Here is a 23,394-nt window from a genome sequence, read left to right as displayed (position 1 = left end):
CAGCTTACCAGCTGACCTCGCGGTCAGGCGTGGAGCCGATCTTGTGGATGGACAGGTCGGCGCCCTCGAACTCCTGCTCGGCGTCCAGCCGCAGGCCGACGAATTGGCGGATCAAGCCGTAGACGACGAAGCCGCCCGCCAGCGCCCAGGCCACGCCACCTAGCGTGCCGATCAGCTGCGCGCCAAAGCTGACGCCGCCGATGCCGCCCAGCGCCTTCTGGCCGAAGATGCCGCAGGCGATGCCGCCCCAGGCACCGCACAGGCCGTGCAGCGGCCACACACCCAGCACGTCGTCGATCTTCCAGCGGTTCTGCGTCAGGGTGAAGAACTTGACGAACAGCCAGCCGGCCACGCCGCCCGTCGCCAGCGCGCCCAGCGGGTGCATGACGTCCGAGCCGGCGCAGACGGCGACCAGGCCAGCCAGCGGCCCGTTGTAGGCAAAGCCGGGGTCGTTGCGGCCCAGCAGCACGGCCACCAACGTGCCGCCGGCCATGGCCATCAGCGAGTTGACCGCGACGAGGCCCGACATCTTGTCCAGCGTCTGCGCGCTCATCACGTTGAAGCCGAACCAGCCCACCGTCAGCACCCAGGCGCCCAGCGCCAGGAAGGGGATGCTGGATGGCGGATGGGCGCTCATGGCGCCGTCCTTGCGGTAGCGATTCAGACGGGGCCCCAGGAGCAGCACGGCCGCCAGGCCGATCCAGCCGCCCACGGCATGCACGACGACGCTGCCGGCGAAGTCATGGAACTCGGCGCCGGTGGCCGCCTTCAGCCAGGCCTGGAGCCCAAACGCCTGGTTCCAGGCCACGCCCTCGAAGGCCGGGTAGATGAAGCCGACGATGACGGCCGTGGCCGCCAGTTGCGGGCCAAAGCGCGCCCGCTCGGCGATGCCGCCCGACACGATGGCGGGGATGGCCGCGGCGAAGGTCAGCAGGAAGAAGAACTTGACGAGCTCATAGCCGTTCTTCTGCGCGAGCTGTTCGGCGCCGACGAAGAAGTGCGTGCCGTAGGCCACCAGGTAACCCACCAGGAAGTAGGCCAGCGTGGACACGGCGAAGTCCACGAGGATCTTGACCAGGGCATTGACCTGGTTCTTCTTGCGCACCGTGCCCAGTTCAAGGAAGGCAAAGCCCGCATGCATGGCCAGCACCATGATGGCGCCCAGCAGGATGAAGAGCGCATCCGCGCCCTGCTTGATCGATGACTCCAACGCTGTCTCCGCTGACCCGGCGCCAGACTTGGGCGACATGCACCAAGCCGTGCCGGACCGCACCGAAACAGCAAATTCAATGCCCGCTTTTAATGCGTGACCACCAAGGCTGCGAGCACCAATATCGTTCTATAAGTTCTATTTCGGTGCGCTTGACGCACCTTCTTCGAACAATGGCGCACTGAATCCAAGCGTCCAGTGCCCGTCCGCCCAGCGAACGACGGGGCGCTTGATGACGCTGGGCTCGGCCAGCATCAGCGCGGTGGCCGACGCGTCATCGACGACGCCGGCCTTGGTGGCCTCGTCCAACTTGCGCCAGGTTGTGCCGGCACGGTTGACGATCTTGTCGCGGCCAAAGGCCTTCAGCCAGGCCGGCAGCAACTCGGCCGGCACGCCTTGCTTCTTGAAGTCGTGGAAGGCGACTTCCAGGCCTTGTTCGGCCAGCCAGGCACGGGCGCGCTTGACGGTGTCGCAGTTGGGAATGCCGTAGACAGTGATCATCATGGCGGGCAACTTACCATGCGGGATCCTAGAGACGGCAGTTGACCGCTTGCCATTCATCAACCGCTTTCGCGATCAACACGTCACCGCCCGTGATGCCGTTCACCACTCCGACAAGCAGCGCTGCACGCCCGCTGGTCAGGCCAGGCCAACCGCTGGCGGCGTTGCTCCTCCTAGCGGGCACGTGCCCGCGTCGTTGTCACGCCTGGCCAGCGGCCGACCTGGCCCGCCCCTCGGGCGCGCTCAACTGCCGTCTCTAGGATCATGATCGATTGGCTCGACGAGGCGACTCTCGAATTCCCGCCCAGCCACCGTGCGCTCGGCCCCAGCACGGACGCACCCGGCCTGCTCGCCGCCGGCGGCACGCTCACCCCGGAGCGACTGGAAGCCGCCTACGGGCGCGGCATCTTTCCCTGGTACGGCCCTGGCCAGCCGCCCCTGTGGTGGGCGCCTGACCCACGCATGGTGCTGCAGACGGCCAACTTCAAGTTGTCGCGATCGCTGCGCAAGACGGTGCAGCGCTTTGCCGCCACACCGGGCTGCGAGATCCGCATCGACCACGACCGCGCCGCCGTGCTCAAGGCCTGCGCCAGCGCGCCGCGCGAGGGGCAGGCTGGCACGTGGATCGTGCCGGAGCTGCAGGCCGCCTACCTGGCCTGGCCGGCCATGCACAGCGTCGAAACCTGGGTGGACGGCGAACTGGCCGGCGGCCTGTACGGCGTCAACCTGGGCCGGATGTTCTACGGCGAGTCGATGTTCATGCGCCGCACCGACGCCTCCAAGATCGCGCTCGCCGCGCTGATCTGCCTGTGCCGCGAATTCGGCATCCCCTGGATCGACTGCCAGCAGAACACCGGCCATCTGGCCTCGCTCGGCGCGGCAGAAGTGCCCCGCGCAGCCTTCGAGGCCCATCTCGCCACCCATGTGGGCGAAGCCACACCGGGGCCCTGGACCTATCATCCGGATTACTGGCACCGGCTGCAGATTTCAACGTGACCCACCCCAAAGAACTGCCCCTAGCGCAGATCCAGTTCTACGCCACGGCCGCCTACCCGTGCAGCTACGTGGCAGGCCGCCAGGCGCGCTCGCAGGTCGCCACGCCCAGCCACCTGATCCACGCCGACGCCTACTCCAACCTCGTTGCCGCAGGCTTCCGCCGCAGCGGGCTGTTCACCTACCGCCCCTACTGCGACCAATGCCGCGCCTGCATCGCGCTGCGGGTGCCGGTCGACCGCTTCGAGCCCAACCGCTCCCAGCGCCGCGCCTGGAAGGCCCACCGCCACCTGGAGGCCAAGGTGATGCGGCTGGGCTATTCGCCCGAGCACTACGCCCTGTACCTGCGTTACCAGGCCGGCCGGCACAGCGGCGGTGGCATGGACCACGACAGCGTCGACCAGTACACCCAGTTCCTGCTGCAGTCGCGCATCAACTCGCGCCTGGTGGAGTTCCGCGAAACGCTGCCCGACGGCAGCACACCCCTGCGCATGGTGTCCATCCTCGACATCCTCAGCGATGGCCTGTCGGCGGTCTACACCTTCTACGACCCCGACATCGAGGGCAGCTTCGGCACCTACGGCGTGCTGTGGCAGATCAGCCAAGCCCGCGAGCTCAACCTCGGGCACCTGTATCTCGGCTACTGGATCGAGGAGAGCCCAAAGATGGCCTACAAGGCCGGCTTCAAGCCGTACCAGATCCTGCAGAACGGCGTCTGGGAAGACGTCGCTTAAACCAGCACTTCCACGCAGGCGGGGTGGCCCAGGAAGCCTTCCGGGCTGGCACTGCGGCCATACGCACCACTCTGATAAACGACCGCCAAATCGCCGATCTCGCCTTTGGCCATGTCCATGCGGTCGGCCAGCAGATCCAGCGGCGTGCACAGCGGGCCGACGACGCTGGCCGGTTCGGTGCTTGACTCGTTGCGCCCCTGAGGTTCGACCGAAGCCGGGTAGTTTTTGCGCAGCACCTGGCCGAAGTTGCCCGAGGCCGACAGGTGGTGGTGCAGGCCGCCGTCCGCCACCAGAAAGACCTGGCCACGCGACACCTTGCGGTCGACGATGCGGCTGACATAGATGCCAGCCTCGCCGACGAAGTAGCGACCCAGCTCGATGACCAACTTGGCCAGCGGCAGATCGACCTTGGCGCGCGCCTGCAGCGCTGCGAGGTTCTCCGAGATGGACGCCAGGTCCAGCCGCGACTCGCCAGGGAAGTACGGAATGCCGAAGCCGCCGCCCAGGTTCAGGAATTTGATGGGCGACGGCGCCGACTCGGCCAGCCGCAGCGCCAGTTCGTAGCTCTTGAGCTGCGCCTCGCAGATCGCCTCGGCCTTGAGGTTCTGCGAGCCGGCAAACAGGTGGAAGCCCTCGAAAGCGAGGCCATCGCCACTCAGCCTACCCACCTCGGCCAGCACCTCGGGCAGCGCCTCGGCGTCGATGCCGAATTGCTTCGGGCCGCCGCTCATGCGCATGCCCGAGCCCTTGAGCTCGAAGTCGGGGTTCACGCGCAGCGCGACGCGGGCGGGCAGGCCCAGCCGCTGCGAGGCGCGCGCCAGTGGCACCAACTCGCGCGCTGATTCAACGTTGACCAGCACGCCCGCCGCGACGGCCTGGCCCAACTCGATGTCGCGCTTGCCGGGGCCGGCGAAGCTGATCTCGTGCGGGTCGGCGCCGGAGTTCAACGCAACCTGCAGCTCACCGGCCGAGGCCACGTCGATGCCATCGACCAGCCCAGCCATCAGCCCGACGAGCGCCGGCATCGGGTTGGCCTTCATCGCGTAGTGCAGCTCGATGCCCTTGGGCAGCGCGGCACGCAGCTCCGCAACGCGCGCCCTCAGCAGCCCGCGGTCGTAGGCGTAGAACGGCGTCTGGCCCACGCGCTCTGCCAGCACAGACAGCCGTTGGCCGCCCACCAGCAGCTCGCCGTTGGCATCGCGGGGGAAGAGCACAGGCGCGTGCTCAAGGACGCGCTTCGGGGATGTAGGTTCGCTCATGCAGCGTGGCGCTCGAGCCAGTCGGTCGAGAGGGTTTTGCGGTCGATCTTGCCGTTCGGGTTGCGCGGCAGCGGGCCGGTGCGAGGGTCGATGCCGTGGGGCACCATATAGGCCGGCATGCGCGCCTTGCAGGCGGCGGTCAGCGCGGCCAGATCCAGCGCGGCGGCACCTTCCGGCGGCGTTGCAATGACCTGGATGGCCTGACCCAGGGTGTCGTGATGCACACCAAAGGCCACGCATTCGCCGACCAGGCCGGTGGCGTACAGGACTTCCTCGACCTCGGTCGGGCTCACCCGGTAGCCCGAGGTCTTCATCATCTCGTCGCGGCGGCCGACGAAGTACAGGAAGCCTTCGGCGTCGCGCTTGACCGTGTCGCCGGAGAACACGGCGAACTCGGGCAACTGCAGGCCGCCCTCGCGGCCACCCACGCCGACCGGCAGCGGCTTGTAGCGCTCGGCCGTCTTCTCGGCGTCGTTCCAGTAGCCCAGGCCCACCAGCGCGCCACGGTGCACCAGCTCGCCCGGTTCATCCGGCGCGCATTCGCTGCCGTCCTCGCGCAGCACCAGGATCTCGGCGTTGGGGATGGCCTTGCCGATGGAGTCCGGCCGGCGGTCGACCTCGCTCGGCGGCAGATAGGTCGAGCGGAAGGCCTCGGTCAGGCCGTACATCAGAAAGGGCTGGGCCGACGGCGCCTTGGCGCGCAACAAGTCCAGCGTCGCCCGTGGCATGCGGCCACCGGTGTTGGCGAAGTAGCGCAGGTTGGCGTCGATGGCGGCCGGCCATTCGAGCTGCGTCAGCTGGATGTACAGCGGCGGCACGGCGGTCAGGCCCGTGACCTTCTCGCGCTCCATGGCCTTGAGCACGTCCTTGGGCAGCAGGTAGTTCAGCAGCACGACGCGGGCGCCGCTGTGGAAGGCCGTGGTGAGCTGGCTGAAGCCGGCGTCGAAGGACAGCGGCAGCGCGGCCAGCAGCGTGTCGCTGGCACGGTTCTCCAGATAGCTCGCCACGCTCTTGCCACCGGCCACCATATTGCGGTGGGACAGCACCACGCCCTTGGGCCGGCCGGTGGAGCCCGACGTGTAGAGGATGGCCGTCATGTCCGTGTCGATGACGCGGTGGCCGGTGCGGGCCGGCGCGGCCAGCAACGCGGCCCAGTCGTGCACGGAGACCGGCGCCGAGCCCGTTCCGCTGGTCAGCACGACATGGCGCAGCGACGGACATTGCGTCAGCACGTCACCCAGCTGCGCCAGGCGCTCGGGCGACGTGACCAGCACCCGCACATCGCAGTCGCGCAGGATGAAGCCGACCTGCTCAGGCTTGAGCAGCGGGTTCAGCGGCACGAAGACACCGCCCGCGGCCGGCGCGCCGAAGCTGGCGACGACGGTTTCGAAGCGCTTTTCCAGGTAGATGGCGACGCGCTCGCCGCGGGCCAGGCCCAGCTCCACCAGGCCGCTGGCGAAGCCGCGCACGGCAGCGTCCAACTGGCTGTAGCTCAGCGTCGCGCCGCCGTAAGTCAGGGCCGGGGCGTCGGGCGTGCGCTCGGCGGCAACGGCCACCAACTCGTTCAACAGGGTCGATTCGGGCATGAAGCTCTGGGGTTCAGTACGGCGCAAACGGTGAAAAAAGTATCTCATGCGCCCCCCGGGGCCGAGGGGGCGCTTCCCTGGAGCGAAGGGGGCAGCCGGCTAAACTGCGCGGCTGCTTTTTTGGACGCCCACGAATGGACAACGCCCAAGTCCTCGGCCATGTGCTGAGGCTTCTCGACGACGTGCTGAGCCTGGACGGCCGCGCCCAGGCCTTCACCCGCGACACCGCCCTACTTGGCGCCCTGCCCGAGCTGGACTCGATGGCTGTGGTCAGCCTGATCACCGCGCTGGAGGAGCAACTCGGCCTGGCCGTCGACGATGACGACATCGACGGCGACACCTTTGCCACCGTGGGCTCGCTGGCGGACTTCGTCGCCGCCCGGCTGGGTTGACCCCTCACGCCGACGTTTTCTTCCTGCCCGCCGCTGGCGGCGAGCAGCGGCTGTGCCTGTTCCACGCCCCCACGGGCGTGCCGCGCAGCCGGGTGCTCTACCTCCATCCGTTCGCGGAGGAGATGAACAAGTCGCGCCGCACGGCCGCCCTGGCCTGCCGCGCGCTAGCCGAAGCCGGCCACGCCGTGCTGCAGATCGACCTGCGCGGCTGTGGCGATTCGTCGGCCGACTTCGGCGACGCGAGCTGGGCCGACTGGCAGGCCGATGTGCGCCTGGGTCTGGCCTGGCTGGACGCTCGCGTACCTGACGCGCCGCTCTGGCTCTGGGGCCTGCGCGCCGGCTGCCTGCTGGCGGCGGCCGACTTGGGCCGGCCGGTGAACTACCTGTTCTGGCAGCCGATGACGAACGGCAAACTCGCGCTGCAGCAGTTCCTGCGCCTGAAGCTGGCCGCCGAGATGGCCAGCGGAGCCAGCAAGGGGCTGATGGAAGCGATGAAGACCGAGCTGGCGGCTGGCCGCCCGGTCGACATCGCCGGGTACCGGCTTGGCAGCGCGCTGGCCTCGGGCCTGGAGGCTGCCAAGCTGACTCCGTCCGGTACGGCAGGCCGTGTCGAATGGCTGGAGCTGAGCACCCGCGACGACGCCGCTCTGACGCCGGTCAGCGAACAGGCTGTCAAGTCCTGGCAGGACGCCGGGTGGATCGTGCGCCCGCAGATCGTGCAAGGCCCGGGCTTCTGGGCAACCAGCGAGATCGAAATCGCCCCGGCGTTGATCGCCCGCACGGTGGAGGCCTTGTCGTGAAGGAATCCGTGCTGAGCCTTGCCTGCGAAGGCGCGCCGCTGGTTGGCATCCTGGCCGAGCCTGAAGGCGCGCCCGCCGAGATCGGCGTCCTCATCATCGTCGGCGGCCCGCAATACCGCGCCGGCAGCCACCGCCAGTTCACGCTGCTGGCCCGCCACCTGGCGGCCAACGGCTTCGCGGCGCTGCGCTTCGACTACCGCAGCATGGGCGACAGCCCCGGCGAGGCGCGCGATTTCAGCGCCGTGGACGCCGACATCGCCGCGGCAATAGCCGCGCTGCTGGCCGCCCGGCCGGCGCTCAAGCGCGTCGCGCTCTGGGGCCTGTGCGATGCCGCATCGGCCGCCCTGCTCTACCTGGATTCGACCCGCGACGCCCGCGTGGCCGGCGTCGCCCTGCTCAACCCTTGGGCCCGCTCGGCGGCGACGCTGGCCCAGGCCCATGTGAAGCACTATTACTGGCGGCGCCTTCGCGAGAAGGAGTTCTGGCTCAAGCTCTTGCGCGGTGGCGTCGGCGCGAAAGCACTGCGCGCGCTGACCAGCAACCTGCGGCTCGCCCGCAGCGCCGGCAAGGCGACAGACTCGCGCAGCTTCCAGGACCGCATGGCCGCCGGCCTGCGAGGTTTCGGCGGCCCGGCCCTGCTCATCCTCAGTGGGGATGACTACACTGCCCGCGAATTCAGTCTGCACGCCCAAGGCTCGCCCGCCTGGGCCGGCCTGCTGGACGGCCGACGAGTGCGCTGCGAGGCCCTGCCTGACGCGGATCACACGTTTTCAAGTCCCAGCCAGGCCACCCAGGTCGAGGCCTTCACGTTGAACTGGCTACGCGAGATACCTGCTGCGCAATGATGAACAAGCCTGCCCTTCACCGACTCCTGCCCCTATGCCTCTTGGCAGTGGCCCTCACTGCAGTTGCCGATGCAGAAAAGGAATGCGGCTCGCTGGACTGGAACTACGGCCCCTACGACTACCGCGCCTCCAACGCGCAGCAGCGCCGCCTCGTGGAGAAGGCCCACTTCCCCCCCGGCGTCGAGAACCTGACAAAGCAATCCACCGGGCCCTACGGCGCCGACATCAAGTACACGCTGAGCGTCTTTCCCAACCATCCGCGCGCGCTGATGGCCATGGAGCGACTCGTCTACAAAGAGAGGCGCGACCCGCCCAACGGGGTCGAGTACAAGATGGAGTGCTTTTACGAGCGCGCCCTGCGATTCATGCCGAGCGACCACATACCCCGCCTGCTCTACGTGAACTACCTCATCCGCAACAAGCGCAACGAAGAGGCCAACAAGCATCTGGACTACGTGGCGGAAACCACCCGGGACGCCCCGCTCACGCAGTTCAATGTCGGCATGCTCTACGCGGACATGAAGGAATACGACAAGGCTCTGGTCCAGGCTCATCGCATCATCGCGCTGGGGTCCGAGCGCAAGGAGTTACGCGAACGCCTCGCCGCCGTGGGCCGCTGGGTTGATCCCGCTGTGCCCGCTTTGTCCGCCGATGCAGCCTCCGCGCCGGCCTCCGCCGCTTCTCAATGACGCATGACCACCCTGCCCCGCGTCAGCGTCGTCATCCCTTGCTTCAACACCGAGCGCTACATCGCCGCCACATTGCGCGCGGTACTGGCACAGGCCGGCGCAGCGCTTGAGGTCATCGTCGTCGACGACGGTTCGACCGATGGCTCGGCCGCCCTGGTCGAACGCGAGTTTCCGCAGGTCCGGCTGATACGCCGCAGCAACGCCGGCGTAGCCGCCGCGCGCAACGCCGGCATCGCCGCCGCGACGGGTGAATGGGTCGCCTTTTGCGACGCCGACGACGTCTGGCTGCCCGGCAAGCTGGCCGCGCAGTTCGAGGCCATGGCCGCCGCGCCAGATTGCCGCATGAGCTACACGGCCTGGCATGTCTGGGTCAGCGCCGAGCCTGAGCCCGATCCGACCCTGCTGCAGCGCCTCGCCGCCGAAGCGACGGGCGCGAAATGGGATGGCGCCACCGGCTGGCTCTATCCCGAGCTGTTGCTGGACTGCGTCGTCTGGACCTCCACGGTGCTGGTGCAGCGCAGCGTGCTCGCCGAGATCGGCGACTTCGATACCAGCCTGCGCATCGGCGAGGACTACGACCTGTGGCTGCGCGCGTCGCGGGTCACGCGCATCGAGCGCGTTGCGCGGCCGCTGGCCTTGTACCGTCAGCACCCGGCCAGCATCACGCGCAGTGCACCGCGGGCCAACTACAAGGGGCTCGTCGTTCAAAAAGCGCTGGCGCGCTGGGGCTATGCCGGCCCGGATGGCCGGCGCATGGACGAGGGTGCCGTGCGGCGCATGCTGGCCAAGACCTGGAGCGACTACGCCGCGGCGCAACTGGCAGCCGGCGAGCGAGCCGCGGCTCGCGCCAGCCTGCGCGAGGCCCTGCGCCAGGATGCCGCCCACGTGCCCGGCTGGAAGCTGCTGCTGCGCTCCTGGCTACCGGCCAGCGCGTCCTGAACCAGCGCCGGGCTCAGCGCCGATGCGCGCTGCGCTCGATCACGTCGCGATAGACCGCGAAATGCCCCTCGACGCTGCGGCGCCATGAGAAGCGCCGCGCCCACTCGATGCCCTCGGCCGCCCTCTCGGCGCGGGCATGCGCCGGCATGGCCAGCACCTCCTGCAGTGCACGCAGCCAGCCGTCGAAGTCCTGCGGCTCGTTCGTCCAGCTCAGCGGCCCGACGAGGTCGACCAGGCTGCTGACCGGGCTGAACAGCACGGGCGTACCGGCCGCCTGGGCCTCGACGGCCGGGAAGCCGAAGCCCTCGTACAGCGTCGGGTAGATGGCCGCCAGGGCGCCGCGGTACAGGGCGACCAGTTCGCCGTCGTTCACGAAGGGCGCGAAATGCACGCGGCCGCGCAGGGGCTCTGGCACCCGCTCCAGCGGCGCAGTACCGGCACCAAAGCCGCAACCGATCAGATGCACGTCGTCGCGCCCGCAGCGGGCCAGCAGTTCCAGCGCCCAGTCGAAGCGCTTGCGTGCCTGCGCACCGCCCAGGTAAAGCAGATAGGGCGCGCCACCCAGCGCCTGCTGCAGCACGGCTGGCAGGGGTGCCCGCTCGTCGCTGAAGAACTCGTCGCCGATGCCATGGGGCACGACGGTCAATCGGTCCGTCAGGAAGGGCCAGCGCGCAGCGATGTCGCGGCGCGAGGACTCGCTGATCGTGATGACGGCCGCGCAGCGCCGGTAGGCCAGGCTCTGCACGTCATGCAGATAGTGGCGGTCCAGGCCGTGCCGCTCCTCCTCCCACAGCACCGTGTCGTGAATGGTGACGATGGTGGGCACAGGCTGCCAGATCGGCGCGGTGTTCTCGGCGCAATGCAGCAGCTGCACGCCCGAGCCGCGCAGCTTCAGCGGCAGGCCCAGTTGTTCCCACAGGTGGAAACGATCGCCGCGGAAGTCGAAAACCTCGGCATTCCCCTGCAGGTTCTCCGGCACGTTGAAGGGCTGGGACGGGTTGTGGCCGTAGGCCGTCCAGCGCACGCCGTCGTTGGCCTGGGTGTTGCGCAGCAGTTCCTGCACATAGCGCCCGGTGCCGCGCAGGTGATGGACGTTCAGCGTTCTGGCGGAGATGCCGACTTGGATGCTCATGGGCGGGATTGTCCGGGCCGCTGCTGCAGGTGCGCGGCCAGACGCAGCGCCAGCGCTGCGATCGTCAGGCCGGTGTTGGCGATGCCACTGGACGGGATGACCGCACCGTCGCAGACGTAGAGGTTGGGCAGGCCGTGCACGCGGCAGTCCACGTCGCAGACGCCGCTGTCGGCGGTGGCCGACATGCGCGCCGTGCCGGAGTGGTGGGCACCGGTGCGCAGGTCATCCAGCCAGCCCGTGAACTCGCGCGAGCGGCGCGTCACCGGCGCCAGCCAGGCCAGCACGTCGCCGACCGAGTCGCGCAGGTCGCGCTGGTACTCCTCGGACATGTGCCAGCGGCGCTTGCGCACCCCGGGCTCGCCCCAGACGGACAGCTCGGGCGACGGGGGCATCTGCGCACAGACCAGCAGCGTGTAGTGCCGCGTGGGCAGGCGGATGCCGAACTTGAAGGACAGGATGTCCAGCACATCGTCCCAATGCTTGAAGAGCTTCAGGTAGTTCAGCGGGTTCCAGGGGTTGCGCCGCAAGTCGTTCAGCACGCTGCCGACGCGTTCGCGCCGGCTGTCGCGGTAGTAGGTGGCGGCGGGCCTGAGCTGGAAGGAGACATGCATGCCACCGCGCTTGGCGACGAAAGGCAGGCGCAGGTTGCCGTCGGTACCGGGTACCCGGTAGTTCCACAGCCGATACAGCGGCACCGTCACCTCCACCTCGCCGACGAAGCCCATCGGATGGTCCTCGTAGTGGCGGCCCGCGTGCTGCAGGGCGGGCAGCGGCAGGTGCGACGCCAGTTTTTGCAGCAGCACGGGCGAGCCCAGGCCGCCAGCCGCCAGCACGAACTGGTCGCCCTGGATCTGCCGCTGCTGGCCGCCTTCCGCGACAGTGACGGCGGTGATCGCGCCGCCGGCATCCGTGAGGAAGTCCACCACATCACCCTGCACGACGTTCACACGCCCCTGCAGCTTCAGCGACTCCCAGACGTTGCGCGGCCACTGCGGGTAGTACAGCCCCTGCAGCAGCCCGTCGGGCAGGCCGAGCTCGACATAGCGCCGGCGCAGCGTGTCGACAGCTTCACGCACGCGTGCGATCGGCACGTCCGACAGCAGCGGGAATGCCTGCTCGTAGAACGGGTCCAGCTCGGCCTTGGAAATCGGCCACTGGGTGGCGAAGATCTCCTCGTCGATCTCGATCAGCCCGTTGTGCCAGAGCTGGGTGGAGCCACCCAGGCCGGCGCCGAAATGCGGCTCGGTGACCGCCGGGCGGCCGACGTCGACGACCGGGTAGCGAGGGTCGACGACCTCCGCACCCCGCTCGACGAGCGTGACCTCGTGTGTTTTCGACAAGGCGTGGGCCAGCATGCAGCCGCCCAGCCCCGCACCGACGATGACGACATGGGGCTTGTTCATCGCGCCAGCAGCCCTTCCTCGCGCAGCCACTGCGCGCACAGCACCACGCCCTGGGCGAAATCCACCTGCGGAGCCCAACCGAGCAGGCGCTTGGCCTTGTCGTTGGCAAAGGTGATGGGGAAGGTTTCGCGCATGACCCGGCCCAGCGGCGGCCATGGCGCCACGGGCGGCCGCCAGCCGGCCAGGGTCTTGAGCTTCAGCGCGACCCGTGGCAACAGGCCTCGAACCTGCAGCGGCGGATGCGCCGCCCAGTAGCGCGAAGCCTCGGCCGAGGACAGATCGACATAGCGCGGCGCCGGCTCGACCAGGCTGGCGAAGGCGCGGATGAACTCGCCCCAGGACACCGGCTCGTCCGCGTTGATGAACATCGCCTGGCCGAGCGCTTCGTCGCGGGTCAGGGCCGCATCGATAGCGGCGCAGACGTCATCGATGTAGACGGCGTTGCAGATGCCGCGGCCCTGGTCGAACAAGCTCACCTCGCCGGCGCGCGCCTGCTCGACAACCTGGCGCACGAAATGCCCGCCAGGCCCGTAGACGACAGTGGGCCGCAGGATGACGACCGGCAGATCGCCGCGGTCGGAAGCCGCCTGGACGATCTCCTCCTGTTCCGCCTTGGAATCGGAGTAGTCGTGGTCATAGCGGCCGATGCGTGCGGTTTCCTCGCGGGCCGCCTCGGGGCCCGGCACCGGGCCGTGGACAGACATGCTGCTGATGTGCACGAAACGGCGCACGCCCTGTGCGATGGCGGCATCGACCAGCACCTTCGTGGCCTGCGGCCCACGGTCGCCATGGGCGAGGTGGATGACCGCATCGCAGCCCTGCAAGGCCTGTGCAACCTGGGCTGGCTGTAGCAGATCGGCAACCACCGCCGGGCGCCCGCTCGCCTCCAGCGCAGCCGCCGCGGCCTGGCTGCGCACCATGCGCACATGGCCCTGAGCCGCCCCGGCGGTGAAGCGTTCGCACAGGCGGGCGCCGATGAAGCCCGACGCTCCGGTGATCAGGCATCGCGCAGGGCGCGGGTGGGGAGTGGGCATGCTGTGGCTGCAGGGTGGCAAGGACGCTTGGGGCACGACGACGACAGGGATCGCATGCAGACGGCAAAGCGGCGCGCATGATAGTTGAGGCACATCGCACGGCCCCTGTGCCACTGCCCAATCGTGGGGTGAGCGCCGGGGGCCGGGGCACTACACTGCGCCGCCCCCTGAGCGCTGGCTGCCAAGCCGTTTTGACCGAGCCGCAACAGGGGCCGCAGGGCGCTCTCCGGCCCCAGAACAACAGCCGTGCCCGGCAAGCGCCTGCCAACCGCGTCAGTCATGCCCGTCCACATTGCCGTCATCATCTGCACTTGGAACCGCGCTGACATGTTGTCGATCACGCTGGACAGCCTTTCCCGCGTTCCGGGCGGGGCAAGCCGGGTCGACGTGCTGATCGTCGACAACAACTCCAGCGACGACACGGCGGCCCGCGTCCGCGCACGGCAGGCCGCCTGGCCGCTCGGCCGGCTGCACTTGCTGACCGAACCGAGGCAAGGCAAGCAGTTTGCGTTGAACACCGGCATCGCTCAGGCGCGGGGCCTGGGCTGTGAAGTGCTGGCCTTCACGGACGACGACATCCTGTTCCCCACTGATTGGCTGGCGCACATCGAAGCCACGTTCCGCAGCGCCGACGTCGCGCTGGTGGGAGGCCGGACCGAACTCGAATGGCCGGCAACGGGCCGCGCCGACTGGTACGACGACTCCATGGCCGCAATCGTCGGCGGCCTGGACCTGGGGCCTGAGCGCCTGGCACCGCCCCCGCCCGGCTATGCGCCAGCAGGCGCCAACATGGTGGCGCGCGCCGACCTGTTCGACCGCGTAGGTGGCTTCTCCGAAGCGCATTTCCGGCACATGGACTTCGAGTTCGGCAAGCGCTGCCTTGCGCGCGGCGAGGTCGTGGCCTACGAACCGCAGCTGTGCGTGACGGCGCCCATCGATCCGGCCATGCTCACCAAGCGCTACTTCCGCCGCTGGTCGCTGAAGGCCGGCTTCTCGCACTGGCAACGCATGCAGCCTGGCGAGCGCCATCTGGCCTGGGTGCCGGTGTGGCTGTACCGCCAGCTGCTGCAGGACATGCTGCTGTGGCTGATCGCGCCGCTGCTGTGCGAGCCGCCGGCGGTGCGCTTCGTGCGCGAGCTGCGCATCTGGCGCGCCTGGGGCACGTTCGCGAGCCGCTGGATGTCGCGGCTGCGACCGGCCGCCTACCCTGCCTGGGTGGAGAAGCGCTCACGGAAGAGGAACCTCTACTGATGAGCACGGTGCGCCGCTCGCTTGGGTTCGCCTTCCTGGAGCGCTATCTGCTCATCGGGCTGCAACTGCTGTCGTTCACGCTGCTGGCGCGGTTGCTGACGCCGCAGCAGATCGGCCTGTACTCGGTGTCCATGGCCCTCGTCAGCATGGCCCAGGTCGTGCGCGACTTCGGCCTCGCGAACTACCTGATCCAGCGCAAGGAGCTCGGCACCGAGGACGTCGGCAGCGCCCTGGGCCTGTCGCTGCTGCTGGGCGGCGGCTTGTTCATCGGCATCAACGCGGCAGCGCCCTGGATCGCCGAGTTCTACCGCGACGACAGCCTGACCGGCATCGTGCGTGTCATCTCGCTCAATTTCCTCATCCTGCCCTTCAACTCCATCTCCATCGCGCTGCTGCGGCGCGACATGCGCTTCGACGCCCTGATGCGCATCAACGTGTCCGCCGCCGCGGTCGGCACGTTCACGACGCTGGGCCTGGCATGGCACGGCACCGGCTCGGCAAGCCTGGCCTGGGGCGACATCGCCAGCAGCCTGACCATCGCCACCGGTGTGAGCCTCACAGGCGCCTGGGGGCGGCTGGCACGGCCTCAGCTGCGACGCTGGCGTGCAATCCTGGGCTTTGGCGGCCCGGTCACCGCAGCCAACGTCGTGACTTCGGTTTCCATGGACATCAATGACCTGGCGGTGGGCAAGCTGCTGGACTTCAGCCAGGTCGCCATCGCCAGTCGCGCCCAGGGGCTGATGAATCTTTTCGCGCGCGACCTCATGGGCACGGTGCGCTCGGTGGCCTACCCGGCCTTCTCCAGGATCCACCGCGAGGGCGGCGCGCTGGAGCAGCGGCATGTGCAGAGCCTCGCCGCGGTCAGCGCCGTGGCCTGGCCGTTCTACGGCTTCGTCGGCCTGTTCGCGCTGGAGGTGCTGCGCCTCCTGTTCGGCCCGCAGTGGGACGCCTCGGCACCCTTGGTGCCCATCTACTGCGCGGCCGGCGCGGTCAGCGTGCTCAACAGCCTCGTGCCCACGGTCATGCTGGCCGCCGGCCATGCCAAGCTCGTCGCGCTGGCCGATCTCATCATCCAGCCCGTCAAGGCCCTGCTGCTGGTGGGCGTGCTGTGGTGGTGGCGGGCGCTGGAGCCGCTGGCGCTGGGGTTTCTCGCCATGGCCATCATTGCGGTGCCCTATTTCTACGCCTTCAAGCAGCGCTGCCTGCCGAGCGACTTCCCGGCGATCGCCCGCGAGCTGGGGCGCAACGTGCTGCTGGCGCTGATCTGCCTGCTGCCTTCGGCCCTTGCCGCGGCCTGGCTGAGGCCCTTGGGCGGCGCGCTGGCGCTGCCGCTGTGGCTCGGCCTAGCCGCGCTGACCAGCCTGTTGTGGCTGGCCGGCCTCAGGCTGCTCGGCCACCCGCTCTACGTTGAACTCGTCGCCCTGCTGCGCAGGCGCAGGACCGCCCCATGAAGATCCACGCCGTCATCGTGACCTACAACGGCGCCGCCTGGATTGCCAGTGCGCTGCAGTCGCTGCGTGACAGCAGCCACCCCTGCGCGGCCATCGTTGTCGACAACGCCTCCACCGACGACACGGTGGCCATCGTGCAGCGCGACTTTCCCGAGGCGCAGCTCATCAAGTCCGGTGCGAACCTCGGCTTCGGCCGTGGCAACAACCTGGGCATTGCCGCGGCGCTGCGCGCCGGTGCCGACGCCGTCTTCCTGCTGAATCAGGACGCCTGGGTGACGCAGGACGCGATCGGCCGGATGGCGGAATTCCTCTCCACCGAGCCCGGATTCGACATCGTCAGCCCGCTGCACTGCAGCCCCGACCTCGGCCGCGTGGACCCCAACACGCAGAGCGCCTACCTGCAGCGCCATGCGCCGGCCTATCTGTCGGACGCCTGCCTGGGCCAGGTTCAACCGCACTACGCCATCCGCGGCATCAACGCGGCGGCCTGGGTGCTGCGCGCCGACGTGTTCCGCCGCGTGGGCGGCTTCGACCCGCTGTTCTTCATGTACGGCGAAGACGACGATCTCATCGAGCGTTTCGCCCATCACGGCCTGCGTACCGCGCTGCTGCCGACCGCGCGCATCGTCCACCTGCGCGCCAAGGCGCCCAGCCCACCGCGAAGCTGGATGCAGCAGCTCGTCGGCCGCAGCGAGCGCAAGCGCTCCGCCCTGCTGCTGGACCTCAAACGCCCCGACGGCCGCTTGCCCGGACAATTGCTGCGTCTGGCGTCGGCAGGCTTCGTGCAGCCGCTGGCGGAACTGCTCGCCAATCACGACCTGCAAACCTTCCTGGCCAGCCTGCTCGCCAGCCTGCGCCTGCTGGGGGACATCGCGCCCGCACGCCGCCATGCCCGCCTTTGCGCCCGACCCGGCGCACATTTTCTGGATCTCGACACGCGATGAACTCTGGCCTGGACTGGCAACTCCACCCGCTGGCACCGGCGCAAGGCTTGGGCCCGCACCGCGATGCCTGGGACAGCCTCAACCAACGGCTGATGAGCGGCCACGGCATGCTGGACGGTGTGTTCGTCGATGCGCTGCTGCGTCATTTCGGCGAAGACGGCGCCCTCCTGGCCATCGCCCGCAGCAATGGCGAGACGGTGGCCATGCTGCTGCTCAGCGCCCGCACGCGCGGCCTGGGCGTGTGGTCCAGCTTTCTGCCCTCGCAGACCCAGATCGGCCCCAGCCTGATTCCGGCCGGGCTGGACTTGCGCGGTTTGTTCGCCGTGCTCCCCGGCTATGCCAGCGAGCTGGACCTGCTTTGCGACGACCCCCGCTTCGGTGACCTGCGCGAGCTGCCCGGCAAACCCGTCAACAGCGTGCCGCATGCGTTGACCATGAACGTCAACCTCAAGGACAGCTTCGACGACTACTGGGCCCAGCGGCCGCGCAAGCTCATCCAGAACATGCGCCGCTATCTGCGGCGCCTGCAGTCGGAGGCCGGCGAGGAACGGTTGGACGTCATCACCGACCCCGAGGCCATCAGCGCCGCCGTGGAGCGCTATGCGGTGCTGGAAAGCAGTGGCTGGAAGGGCCGCGAAGGCACGGCCATCAGCCCCGACAACCCGCAGGGCCGCTTCTATGTGGAAGTCATGCGCGGTTTCGCGGCGCGAGGCGAGGCCCTGGTCTACGAGCTGTGGCTGGGCGACAGCCTGCTCGCGTCGCGCATGCTGCTGCTGCACGGTGGCATGGCCGTCATGCTGAAGACGGCCTTCGACGAGAAATTCGAGCGCTTCGCGCCCGGCCGCATCCTGTTGCTGCGCACGCTGGAAGACCTGTTCAAGCGGGCGCCCGGCAGCGTCGTCGAGTTCTACACCAACGCAGACGCCGACCTGCTGGCCTGGTCGACCTCGCAGCGCTGGATCAATCACGTCAGCGTCTACCGCCACCGCGGCCTGCCGGCCCTGTACAGCCTGCTCAGGCGCGGCGCGCGCGGCTGGCTGCGGCGCGGCAAACAGCCGGTGGACACCGAGGTGATGTTCAACCGCAGCGGCGCCAGCGTCGAGACCTATGCGCACGCTCGCGAACTACCCGATGACGTGCTGGCCCTGATGCGCCGCGGTGAGCAGGCCTACGTCGAATTCAGCGCAGACTGGTTCGGCCTGTTGAGCGATACCGTGTTCCGCGAAAAGTCGCAGACGATCTTCTACGTGCTGCGCCGCCAGGGCCGGGCACTGGCCGTGCTGCCCATCGGCAAGCAACCAGGCGAGAAGGGCATCGAGGTCGGCGCGCTGGCCAACTACTACACGACGCTGTACTCGCCGCTGCTGCAAGACGATCTCACGCCGGAGGATCTCGTACCGCTGGTTCAGGCCTTGCGCCGCGGCCACCGCGCACCCGCCTACCGCTTCTGGCCCATGGACCCGCAATCGAACGAGTTCCGCCTTCTGCGCGGCGCACTGCGCCTGGCAGGCCTGCGGCCGCACGAGTATTTCGCGTTCGGCAACTGGTACCTGAAGGTCGAAGGCGACTGGGTTTCGTACCTCCAGAACCGCAGCGGCCAGTTGCGCAGCACCATCAAGCGGATGACCAAGCGGCTGGCAACCGAGCAGGGCCACCTGGAAATCATCCGTGACGAAGCCGACGCCGAGCGCGGCATAGCCGCCTACCTCGCGGTGTACAGCGCGAGCTGGAAAGTGCCCGAGCCCTACGTCGACTTCATCCCCGGGCTCATCCGGCTTTGCGCCCGCCGCGGCTGGCTGCGTCTGGGCCTGGCCTGGATAGGCGACAAACCCATCGCCGCCCAGCTCTGGATTACCAACGCCGGGCGCTCCCACATCTACAAGGTGGCCTACGACGAAGCCTTCAAGGCCATCGCGCCTGGCACGCTGGTCACGGCCCTGCTGCTGGAGGACGCCATCGACCGGGACAAGGCCCACGAAGTGGACTACCTGATCGGCGACGACGCCTACAAGAAGACCTGGATGAGCCACCGCCGCGAACGCTTCGGCATCGTGGCCTACGACCCCATGACGCCGCGTGGCCTGCTGGGCTTGGTGTACCAGGATCTGGGCAACGTCATGCGGCGCCTGCGCGCCCTCAGAAAAGCCACGCTTCCCGCAGACAATTCGGCCACCGAATTCAAAGAATCGAACAATGCAAGCCAAAGCCCTGCCGCCTGACACGCCTTTTGCCTCCGGCGCCCCCGGCTTCGCCGCGCCCAGCACGGACGCACTGGGCGCTTGGCAGCAGGCCTATGCCGAGCGAGGCGCCGGCTGCGCGGTCGACGTGGGCGGCGAGTTTGCCGTGGCGCTGGCCCTTCCTGGCGGTGGCACCTACCTTGCAGTGGACCGCTTCGCCGTGCACAGCCTGTGCTTTGCCGTTCAGGGCGGCCGCCTGCACTTCGCCACCCGCGCCGACGAACTCGCCCGCCAGCTCGGCATCCGCGAGCTGGACCCGCAGGCCCTCTTCAGCTATCTCTTCCATCACTGCATCCCGTCGCCGCGCACCATCTACGTGGGCATCCAGCGCCTGCCGGCAGCCCACTACGCGCTGTTCGAGAACGGCCAGCTGACCGTCGCGCCCTACTGGGTCGCACGCTTCGACGAGCAGAAGAGCCCGAGCTTCGACGCCCTGCGCGAGGAATTCCGCGGCATCCTGCGCACTGCCGTGCGCGAGCGACTGAGCGCCGACGGCAAAACCGCCTGCTTCCTCTCCGGCGGCACCGACAGCTCCACCGTCGCCGGCCTGCTCGGCGAGGTCACGGGCCGGCCCCCCGCCAGCTATTCCATCGGCTTCGATTCCGAAGGCTATGACGAGATGGAGTACGCCCGTATCGCCGCCAAGGCCTACGGCGCCGACCACCACGAGTACTACGTGACGCCGGCCGACCTCGTGAAGGCCATTCCCGACGTCGCCGCCCACTACGACCAGCCCTTCGGCAACTCCTCGGCTGTGCCGGCCTTCTACTGCGCGCGCAAGGCGCATGACGACGGCTACACCCGCATCCTGGCCGGCGACGGCGGCGACGAACTCTTCGGCGGCAACACGCGCTATGCCAAGGAGCGCGTCTTCCACGTGTACAGCCAGATCCCGTCGCCCCTGCGTGCCGGCCTGCTGAACCCGCTCTTCGTCAACCCGGTCACCGGCAACATCCCGCTGCTGAAGAAGGGCACGAGCTACATCCGCCAGGCCCGCGTGCCCATGCCCGACCGCATGCAGAGCTACAACCTGCTGGACCGCCTCGGCATAGCCGAGGTGCTGACGCCAGCCTTCCTGGCGGCCGTGGACACCAGCGGCCCGCGCGAGCACCAGCGCGCCACCTGGGCGGCCGGCCCGCACGAGGCCAGCCTCGTCAACCAGATGCTCGCCTTCGACTGGCGCTACACGCTGGCCGAGAACGACCTGCCCAAGGTCGTCGGCACGACGGCGCTGGCGGGCGTCGAGGTCGGCTTCCCGCTGCTGGACACGCGGTTGCTGGACTTCTCGCTCAAGCTGCCCACCAGCTACAAGCTCAAGGGCCTGAAGCTGCGCTGGTTCTTCAAGGAGGCGTTGCGCGGCTTCCTGCCCGACGAGATCCTGACCAAGAAGAAGCACGGCTTCGGCCTGCCCTTCGGCCCCTGGGCCGTCAAGGACGCGGCGTTGAACGCGCTAGCCGCCGAGTCACTGCGCGGCGTGGCGGCCCGCGGCATCGTGCGCTCCGAGTTCGTCGAGAGCTTGTTGACCCGACGCCTCAAGGAACACGCCGGCTACTACGGCGAGATGGTCTGGATCCTGATGATGCTGGAGCAGTGGCTGCGCCGGCATGCGCCGGACTACCGGCTGGCCTGAGCGCTTTGCCCTGCGGGGCAAGTGCGGCGAGCGGCCGACTGGCCCTCGTTGAACTTGCTTGCTCGCCGCCGGCAACCTCGTCCAGCTGAAAGCCGCATTCACCGGCCAGCGAATGTCTACTTCGCGGGGTGCTTGCGGAACACCCACAACCGGCCGAGGGCGAAGTTGCTGGCCAGCACGCCAACGGTGGCGATCAGCTGACTCACCACGGGGTGCAGGCCCAACGCCAATGCAACCCGCAGCAGGCCGGCATTGAGCGCGCAGCCCAGGCCAACCATCAGGATGAAGCGCAGCTGTTGCTGGCGATTGCTTACCGAGCTGGCTTGCGCGGCAAAAGTGAAGCGAGCGTTGGCCCAGTAGTTGAATATGGCGCTGAGCAGAAACCCCAGCGTTGACGCCGGCACCATGGGCAGCCAGCCGCCAAGCACCATCAACGCCGTGATGGCGTATTGCAACAGCGTCGCCAGCGCGCCGATGGACAGGAAGGACAGCAATTGGGCCATGAGGTTCAGCTAGGCACGCAAAATGCCAGGTAGCGGGCTGATCAATATCAGGGTGTCGCCGGTCGCCAAAGTACAACGTCCCAATCCCTGGGTGCATCTGGCCGCCAATCATAAGGGGCACGTACTTTGACATTGGCAGCCACCTGATGGGAATCCACCCGCCCCAGGCGCTGCGCCAGTATTTCTCGCCAGTTGCGAATTGCGCGTGGATTGTTTTCTGAAGTGACGAGCCAGGCCTTTTCCAAAACACCTTTGTCGATGCCGTTGAGCAGCTTTGTTGCCGCCGCGTCAGTGCCGGGGTAGCCGCCGCCCATCCATGCAGTTGCCACCGGCCGGCCGCCAACAATAAAAACAAGACCGGCACCATCGCCGGTGAAGTCTTGCACGGCCGTTCCGGGCGTGAATCCAGCATTTGCGGCGGCGCTTTGAAGTGCCCGGATGGAAGCACCGGTTTCTTCATCTACCAAAAGCCGCGAGGGCTTGGCGCCCACGCTGACCTCCACCGCCTGTGCACCGAGAGGGAAACGCTGCCGGTAATTGGCATCCAGGTCCGTGCTGATGCGCCATTGAGCAATGAGCGCAGGACAGGCCAGCAGCAGCAGGCAAACGGCCACGCCCGCCTGAGCGATTGGCCCCTTTTGCCCGTTTTGCCCCTTTTGCAACTGCTCCATGACGAGCAGGCAAATCCCCAACACCGCTGGCGCCGCGGAAGCCGCGCTGTGTTCCAGCACCCGCCCATTGGTTCCAAAGGAAAAGGCGAGCGGCAGGCTCATCAGCAGGAGGGCCAGCAGCTTGATCCCACTCAGTCGCGCTTTGAACTTGGCCTCGCCTCCCGCTTGCCCGACAGCCGCGAACGACCACAGCCAGCACAACACGGCCAACAGCAGCCAGACGTGCGCCCAGGCGCGAACGCTCAGTGCTGCCGCGCAGCCAAGCAAGGCCATGCCAAAAACGACTCCATGTATCCGCGCCGCGAGGGATGCAGACAACCAACGCAAACCAACGGCCAGCGCCAACAGCCCAACCGTGACGAACCAGTAATCCCTCAGTTGGCGCTGAATATCCCAGCGGAGCAAGTTGACAAGGCTCAAAGGCCCATAGCGCTCGTCGATGGTGCGAGATATGGACAGGCCTGTACTCAAGATCGCCACGGCTTTGGGCTGCAGCGCCAGCATCACGCCGCCCACAAGCGCCAAACCCAGCAAGGTGCCGAGGACCGCTTTCGAAATCGGCAACAGCCTCGGTGGCCGAACTGAAAGGCAGAAGAATGCGACGTGGAAAAAGGCAAGCAGCAGTGCGGTAGAAACCTTGGCGGTGGCACAAATACCAAGAACGACGCCGTACACCACCGAGCGAACGAAATATGCCTCACCGGCGCGTTGCGCCAGCAGCATACCCAGCATGACGCCAGTCGCTACCATCAGCGAACATACCGCGAGCAGGTTGTATGACGGTATGCGCAGGGTGCTGAAGACAGCGTAATACTGCATCGCCGAACAAGTGACAACCAGCGTGATCAGGCCCTGATATTGGGGGGCGAGGCCGCCTTCCGTTGCCGCAAACCGAACGGCTGCGCGTGCCATATACGCGCTTGAGCCCAAGAGGGCCAGCATGCCCACGACTCGAAAAACGACGATATCTTGCCCAACGACATCAAACAACCCACCGAGCGCCACGCCAAACAACGTGAATGACGAGGTGATCTCGCGCCACCAAACGATGCTCAAGAGGTAAAACGACTCATCGGTATATTCAAAACCGCGCCGCGCAAGCCACAGGAAAATAGCAACGGTGGCCAGCAGAAAACTGCCCGCCACCGCATTCCAAGTCAGCCAATACCTTCGTTCGATCGATTTCATCT

General features: G+C 67.9%; 21 protein-coding genes. 12 read left to right on the top strand and 9 right to left on the bottom strand.

The features are described from left to right. Window positions 1-4: 4 nt before the first annotated feature. Both AC07V5_RS21600 and AC07V5_RS21595 read right to left on the bottom strand, forming a co-directional pair. Window positions 5-1,210 (bottom strand): ammonium transporter, encoded by a 1,206-nt coding sequence (locus AC07V5_RS21600; protein WP_495117765.1) that lies wholly within the window; start codon window positions 1,208-1,210, stop codon window positions 5-7. A gap of 138 nt (window positions 1,211-1,348) precedes the next feature. Next, complete coding sequence (locus AC07V5_RS21595) at window positions 1,349-1,714, bottom strand: arsenate reductase (protein WP_495117764.1); 366 nt, start codon at window positions 1,712-1,714, stop codon at window positions 1,349-1,351. 261 nt (window positions 1,715-1,975) lie between these two features. On the opposite strand from AC07V5_RS21595, the gene AC07V5_RS21590 reads away from it, so the two are divergent. After that, complete coding sequence (locus tag AC07V5_RS21590) at window positions 1,976-2,707, top strand: leucyl/phenylalanyl-tRNA--protein transferase (protein ID WP_495117763.1); 732 nt, start codon at window positions 1,976-1,978, stop codon at window positions 2,705-2,707. After that, window positions 2,704-3,438 (top strand): arginyltransferase, encoded by a 735-nt coding sequence (locus AC07V5_RS21585; RefSeq protein ID WP_495117762.1) that lies wholly within the window; start codon window positions 2,704-2,706, stop codon window positions 3,436-3,438. Before AC07V5_RS21590 ends, AC07V5_RS21585 begins: the two co-directional genes overlap by 4 nt. Here AC07V5_RS21585 and AC07V5_RS21580 read toward each other — a convergent pair. Next, on the bottom strand, window positions 3,435-4,697 hold the full coding sequence (locus AC07V5_RS21580; RefSeq protein WP_495117761.1) for a pyridoxal-dependent decarboxylase, exosortase A system-associated: 1,263 nt from the start codon (window positions 4,695-4,697) through the stop codon (window positions 3,435-3,437). The two genes, AC07V5_RS21585 and AC07V5_RS21580, sit on opposite strands and share 4 nt — an antisense overlap. Then, entirely contained in the window at window positions 4,694-6,283 is a 1,590-nt protein-coding gene (locus tag AC07V5_RS21575) for an acyl-CoA ligase (AMP-forming), exosortase A system-associated (protein WP_495117760.1), read from the bottom strand. The genes AC07V5_RS21580 and AC07V5_RS21575 overlap by 4 nt, the downstream gene beginning before the upstream one ends. A 134-nt stretch (window positions 6,284-6,417) precedes the next feature. Between AC07V5_RS21575 and AC07V5_RS21570 the strand changes: the two genes are divergently transcribed. Genes AC07V5_RS21570 through AC07V5_RS21550 form a run of 5 tightly spaced genes read left to right on the top strand, consistent with a single transcriptional unit; the run spans window position 6,418 to window position 9,948 of the window. Then, window positions 6,418-6,675 (top strand): acyl carrier protein, encoded by a 258-nt coding sequence (locus AC07V5_RS21570; RefSeq protein ID WP_495117759.1) that lies wholly within the window; start codon window positions 6,418-6,420, stop codon window positions 6,673-6,675. Next, the gene (locus AC07V5_RS21565; protein ID WP_495117758.1) at window positions 6,672-7,475 is read left to right on the top strand and encodes a hydrolase 2, exosortase A system-associated; all 804 of its coding nucleotides are present in this window, start codon (window positions 6,672-6,674) and stop codon (window positions 7,473-7,475) included. Before AC07V5_RS21570 ends, AC07V5_RS21565 begins: the two co-directional genes overlap by 4 nt. Further along, on the top strand, window positions 7,472-8,320 hold the full coding sequence (locus AC07V5_RS21560; protein WP_495117757.1) for a hydrolase 1, exosortase A system-associated: 849 nt from the start codon (window positions 7,472-7,474) through the stop codon (window positions 8,318-8,320). Before AC07V5_RS21565 ends, AC07V5_RS21560 begins: the two co-directional genes overlap by 4 nt. After that, complete coding sequence (locus tag AC07V5_RS21555) at window positions 8,320-9,009, top strand: tetratricopeptide repeat protein (RefSeq protein ID WP_495117756.1); 690 nt, start codon at window positions 8,320-8,322, stop codon at window positions 9,007-9,009. Before AC07V5_RS21560 ends, AC07V5_RS21555 begins: the two co-directional genes overlap by 1 nt. A 3-nt stretch (window positions 9,010-9,012) precedes the next feature. After that, window positions 9,013-9,948 (top strand): glycosyltransferase family 2 protein, encoded by a 936-nt coding sequence (locus tag AC07V5_RS21550; protein WP_495117755.1) that lies wholly within the window; start codon window positions 9,013-9,015, stop codon window positions 9,946-9,948. A gap of 13 nt (window positions 9,949-9,961) precedes the next feature. Here AC07V5_RS21550 and AC07V5_RS21545 read toward each other — a convergent pair whose 3' ends face one another. From AC07V5_RS21545 to AC07V5_RS21535, 3 genes are read right to left on the bottom strand one after another with little or no spacing between them, the layout of a single operon-like run. Further along, window positions 9,962-11,080, bottom strand: coding sequence for a glycosyltransferase family 4 protein (locus AC07V5_RS21545; protein WP_495117754.1), 1,119 nt, complete (start codon window positions 11,078-11,080; stop codon window positions 9,962-9,964). Then, window positions 11,077-12,483 (bottom strand): GMC oxidoreductase, encoded by a 1,407-nt coding sequence (locus AC07V5_RS21540; RefSeq protein WP_495117753.1) that lies wholly within the window; start codon window positions 12,481-12,483, stop codon window positions 11,077-11,079. Before AC07V5_RS21540 ends, AC07V5_RS21545 begins: the two co-directional genes overlap by 4 nt. Further along, window positions 12,480-13,517: an NAD-dependent epimerase/dehydratase family protein gene (locus AC07V5_RS21535; protein ID WP_495117752.1), complete on the bottom strand. Its 1,038-nt coding sequence runs from the start codon at window positions 13,515-13,517 to the stop codon at window positions 12,480-12,482. The genes AC07V5_RS21540 and AC07V5_RS21535 overlap by 4 nt, the downstream gene beginning before the upstream one ends. 279 nt (window positions 13,518-13,796) lie before the next feature. Between AC07V5_RS21535 and AC07V5_RS21530 the strand changes: the two genes are divergently transcribed. Genes AC07V5_RS21530 through AC07V5_RS21510 form a run of 5 tightly spaced genes read left to right on the top strand, consistent with a single transcriptional unit; the run spans window position 13,797 to window position 21,030 of the window. Next, a complete protein-coding gene (locus AC07V5_RS21530; RefSeq protein WP_495117751.1) occupies window positions 13,797-14,768 on the top strand; it encodes a glycosyltransferase family 2 protein in 972 nt (323 codons plus the stop codon). Beyond that, window positions 14,768-16,219 carry a lipopolysaccharide biosynthesis protein gene (locus AC07V5_RS21525; RefSeq protein ID WP_495117750.1) on the top strand — a complete coding sequence of 484 codons (1,452 nt, stop codon included), beginning with the start codon at window positions 14,768-14,770 and terminating at the stop codon, window positions 16,217-16,219. Before AC07V5_RS21530 ends, AC07V5_RS21525 begins: the two co-directional genes overlap by 1 nt. After that, a complete protein-coding gene (locus AC07V5_RS21520) occupies window positions 16,216-17,163 on the top strand; it encodes a glycosyltransferase family 2 protein (RefSeq protein WP_495117749.1) in 948 nt (315 codons plus the stop codon). Before AC07V5_RS21525 ends, AC07V5_RS21520 begins: the two co-directional genes overlap by 4 nt. Further along, complete coding sequence (locus tag AC07V5_RS21515; protein ID WP_495117748.1) at window positions 17,160-19,382, top strand: GNAT family N-acetyltransferase; 2,223 nt, start codon at window positions 17,160-17,162, stop codon at window positions 19,380-19,382. Before AC07V5_RS21520 ends, AC07V5_RS21515 begins: the two co-directional genes overlap by 4 nt. Continuing rightward, complete coding sequence (locus AC07V5_RS21510; RefSeq protein ID WP_495117747.1) at window positions 19,357-21,030, top strand: asparagine synthetase B family protein; 1,674 nt, start codon at window positions 19,357-19,359, stop codon at window positions 21,028-21,030. The genes AC07V5_RS21515 and AC07V5_RS21510 overlap by 26 nt, the downstream gene beginning before the upstream one ends. Before the next feature lie 116 nt (window positions 21,031-21,146). Here the strand turns inward: AC07V5_RS21510 and AC07V5_RS21505 are convergent, their stop codons facing one another. After that, window positions 21,147-21,533 (bottom strand): GtrA family protein, encoded by a 387-nt coding sequence (locus AC07V5_RS21505; protein ID WP_495117746.1) that lies wholly within the window; start codon window positions 21,531-21,533, stop codon window positions 21,147-21,149. A gap of 47 nt (window positions 21,534-21,580) precedes the next feature. Next, complete coding sequence (locus AC07V5_RS21500; protein WP_495117745.1) at window positions 21,581-23,392, bottom strand: hypothetical protein; 1,812 nt, start codon at window positions 23,390-23,392, stop codon at window positions 21,581-21,583. Window positions 23,393-23,394: the final 2 nt, after the last annotated feature.

The sequence above is a fragment of the Roseateles sp. GW821-FHT02E12 genome (assembly GCF_059421665.1).
Note: the sequence above shows the minus strand (reverse complement) of the source record. Positions and strands in the feature narration are given on the sequence as shown.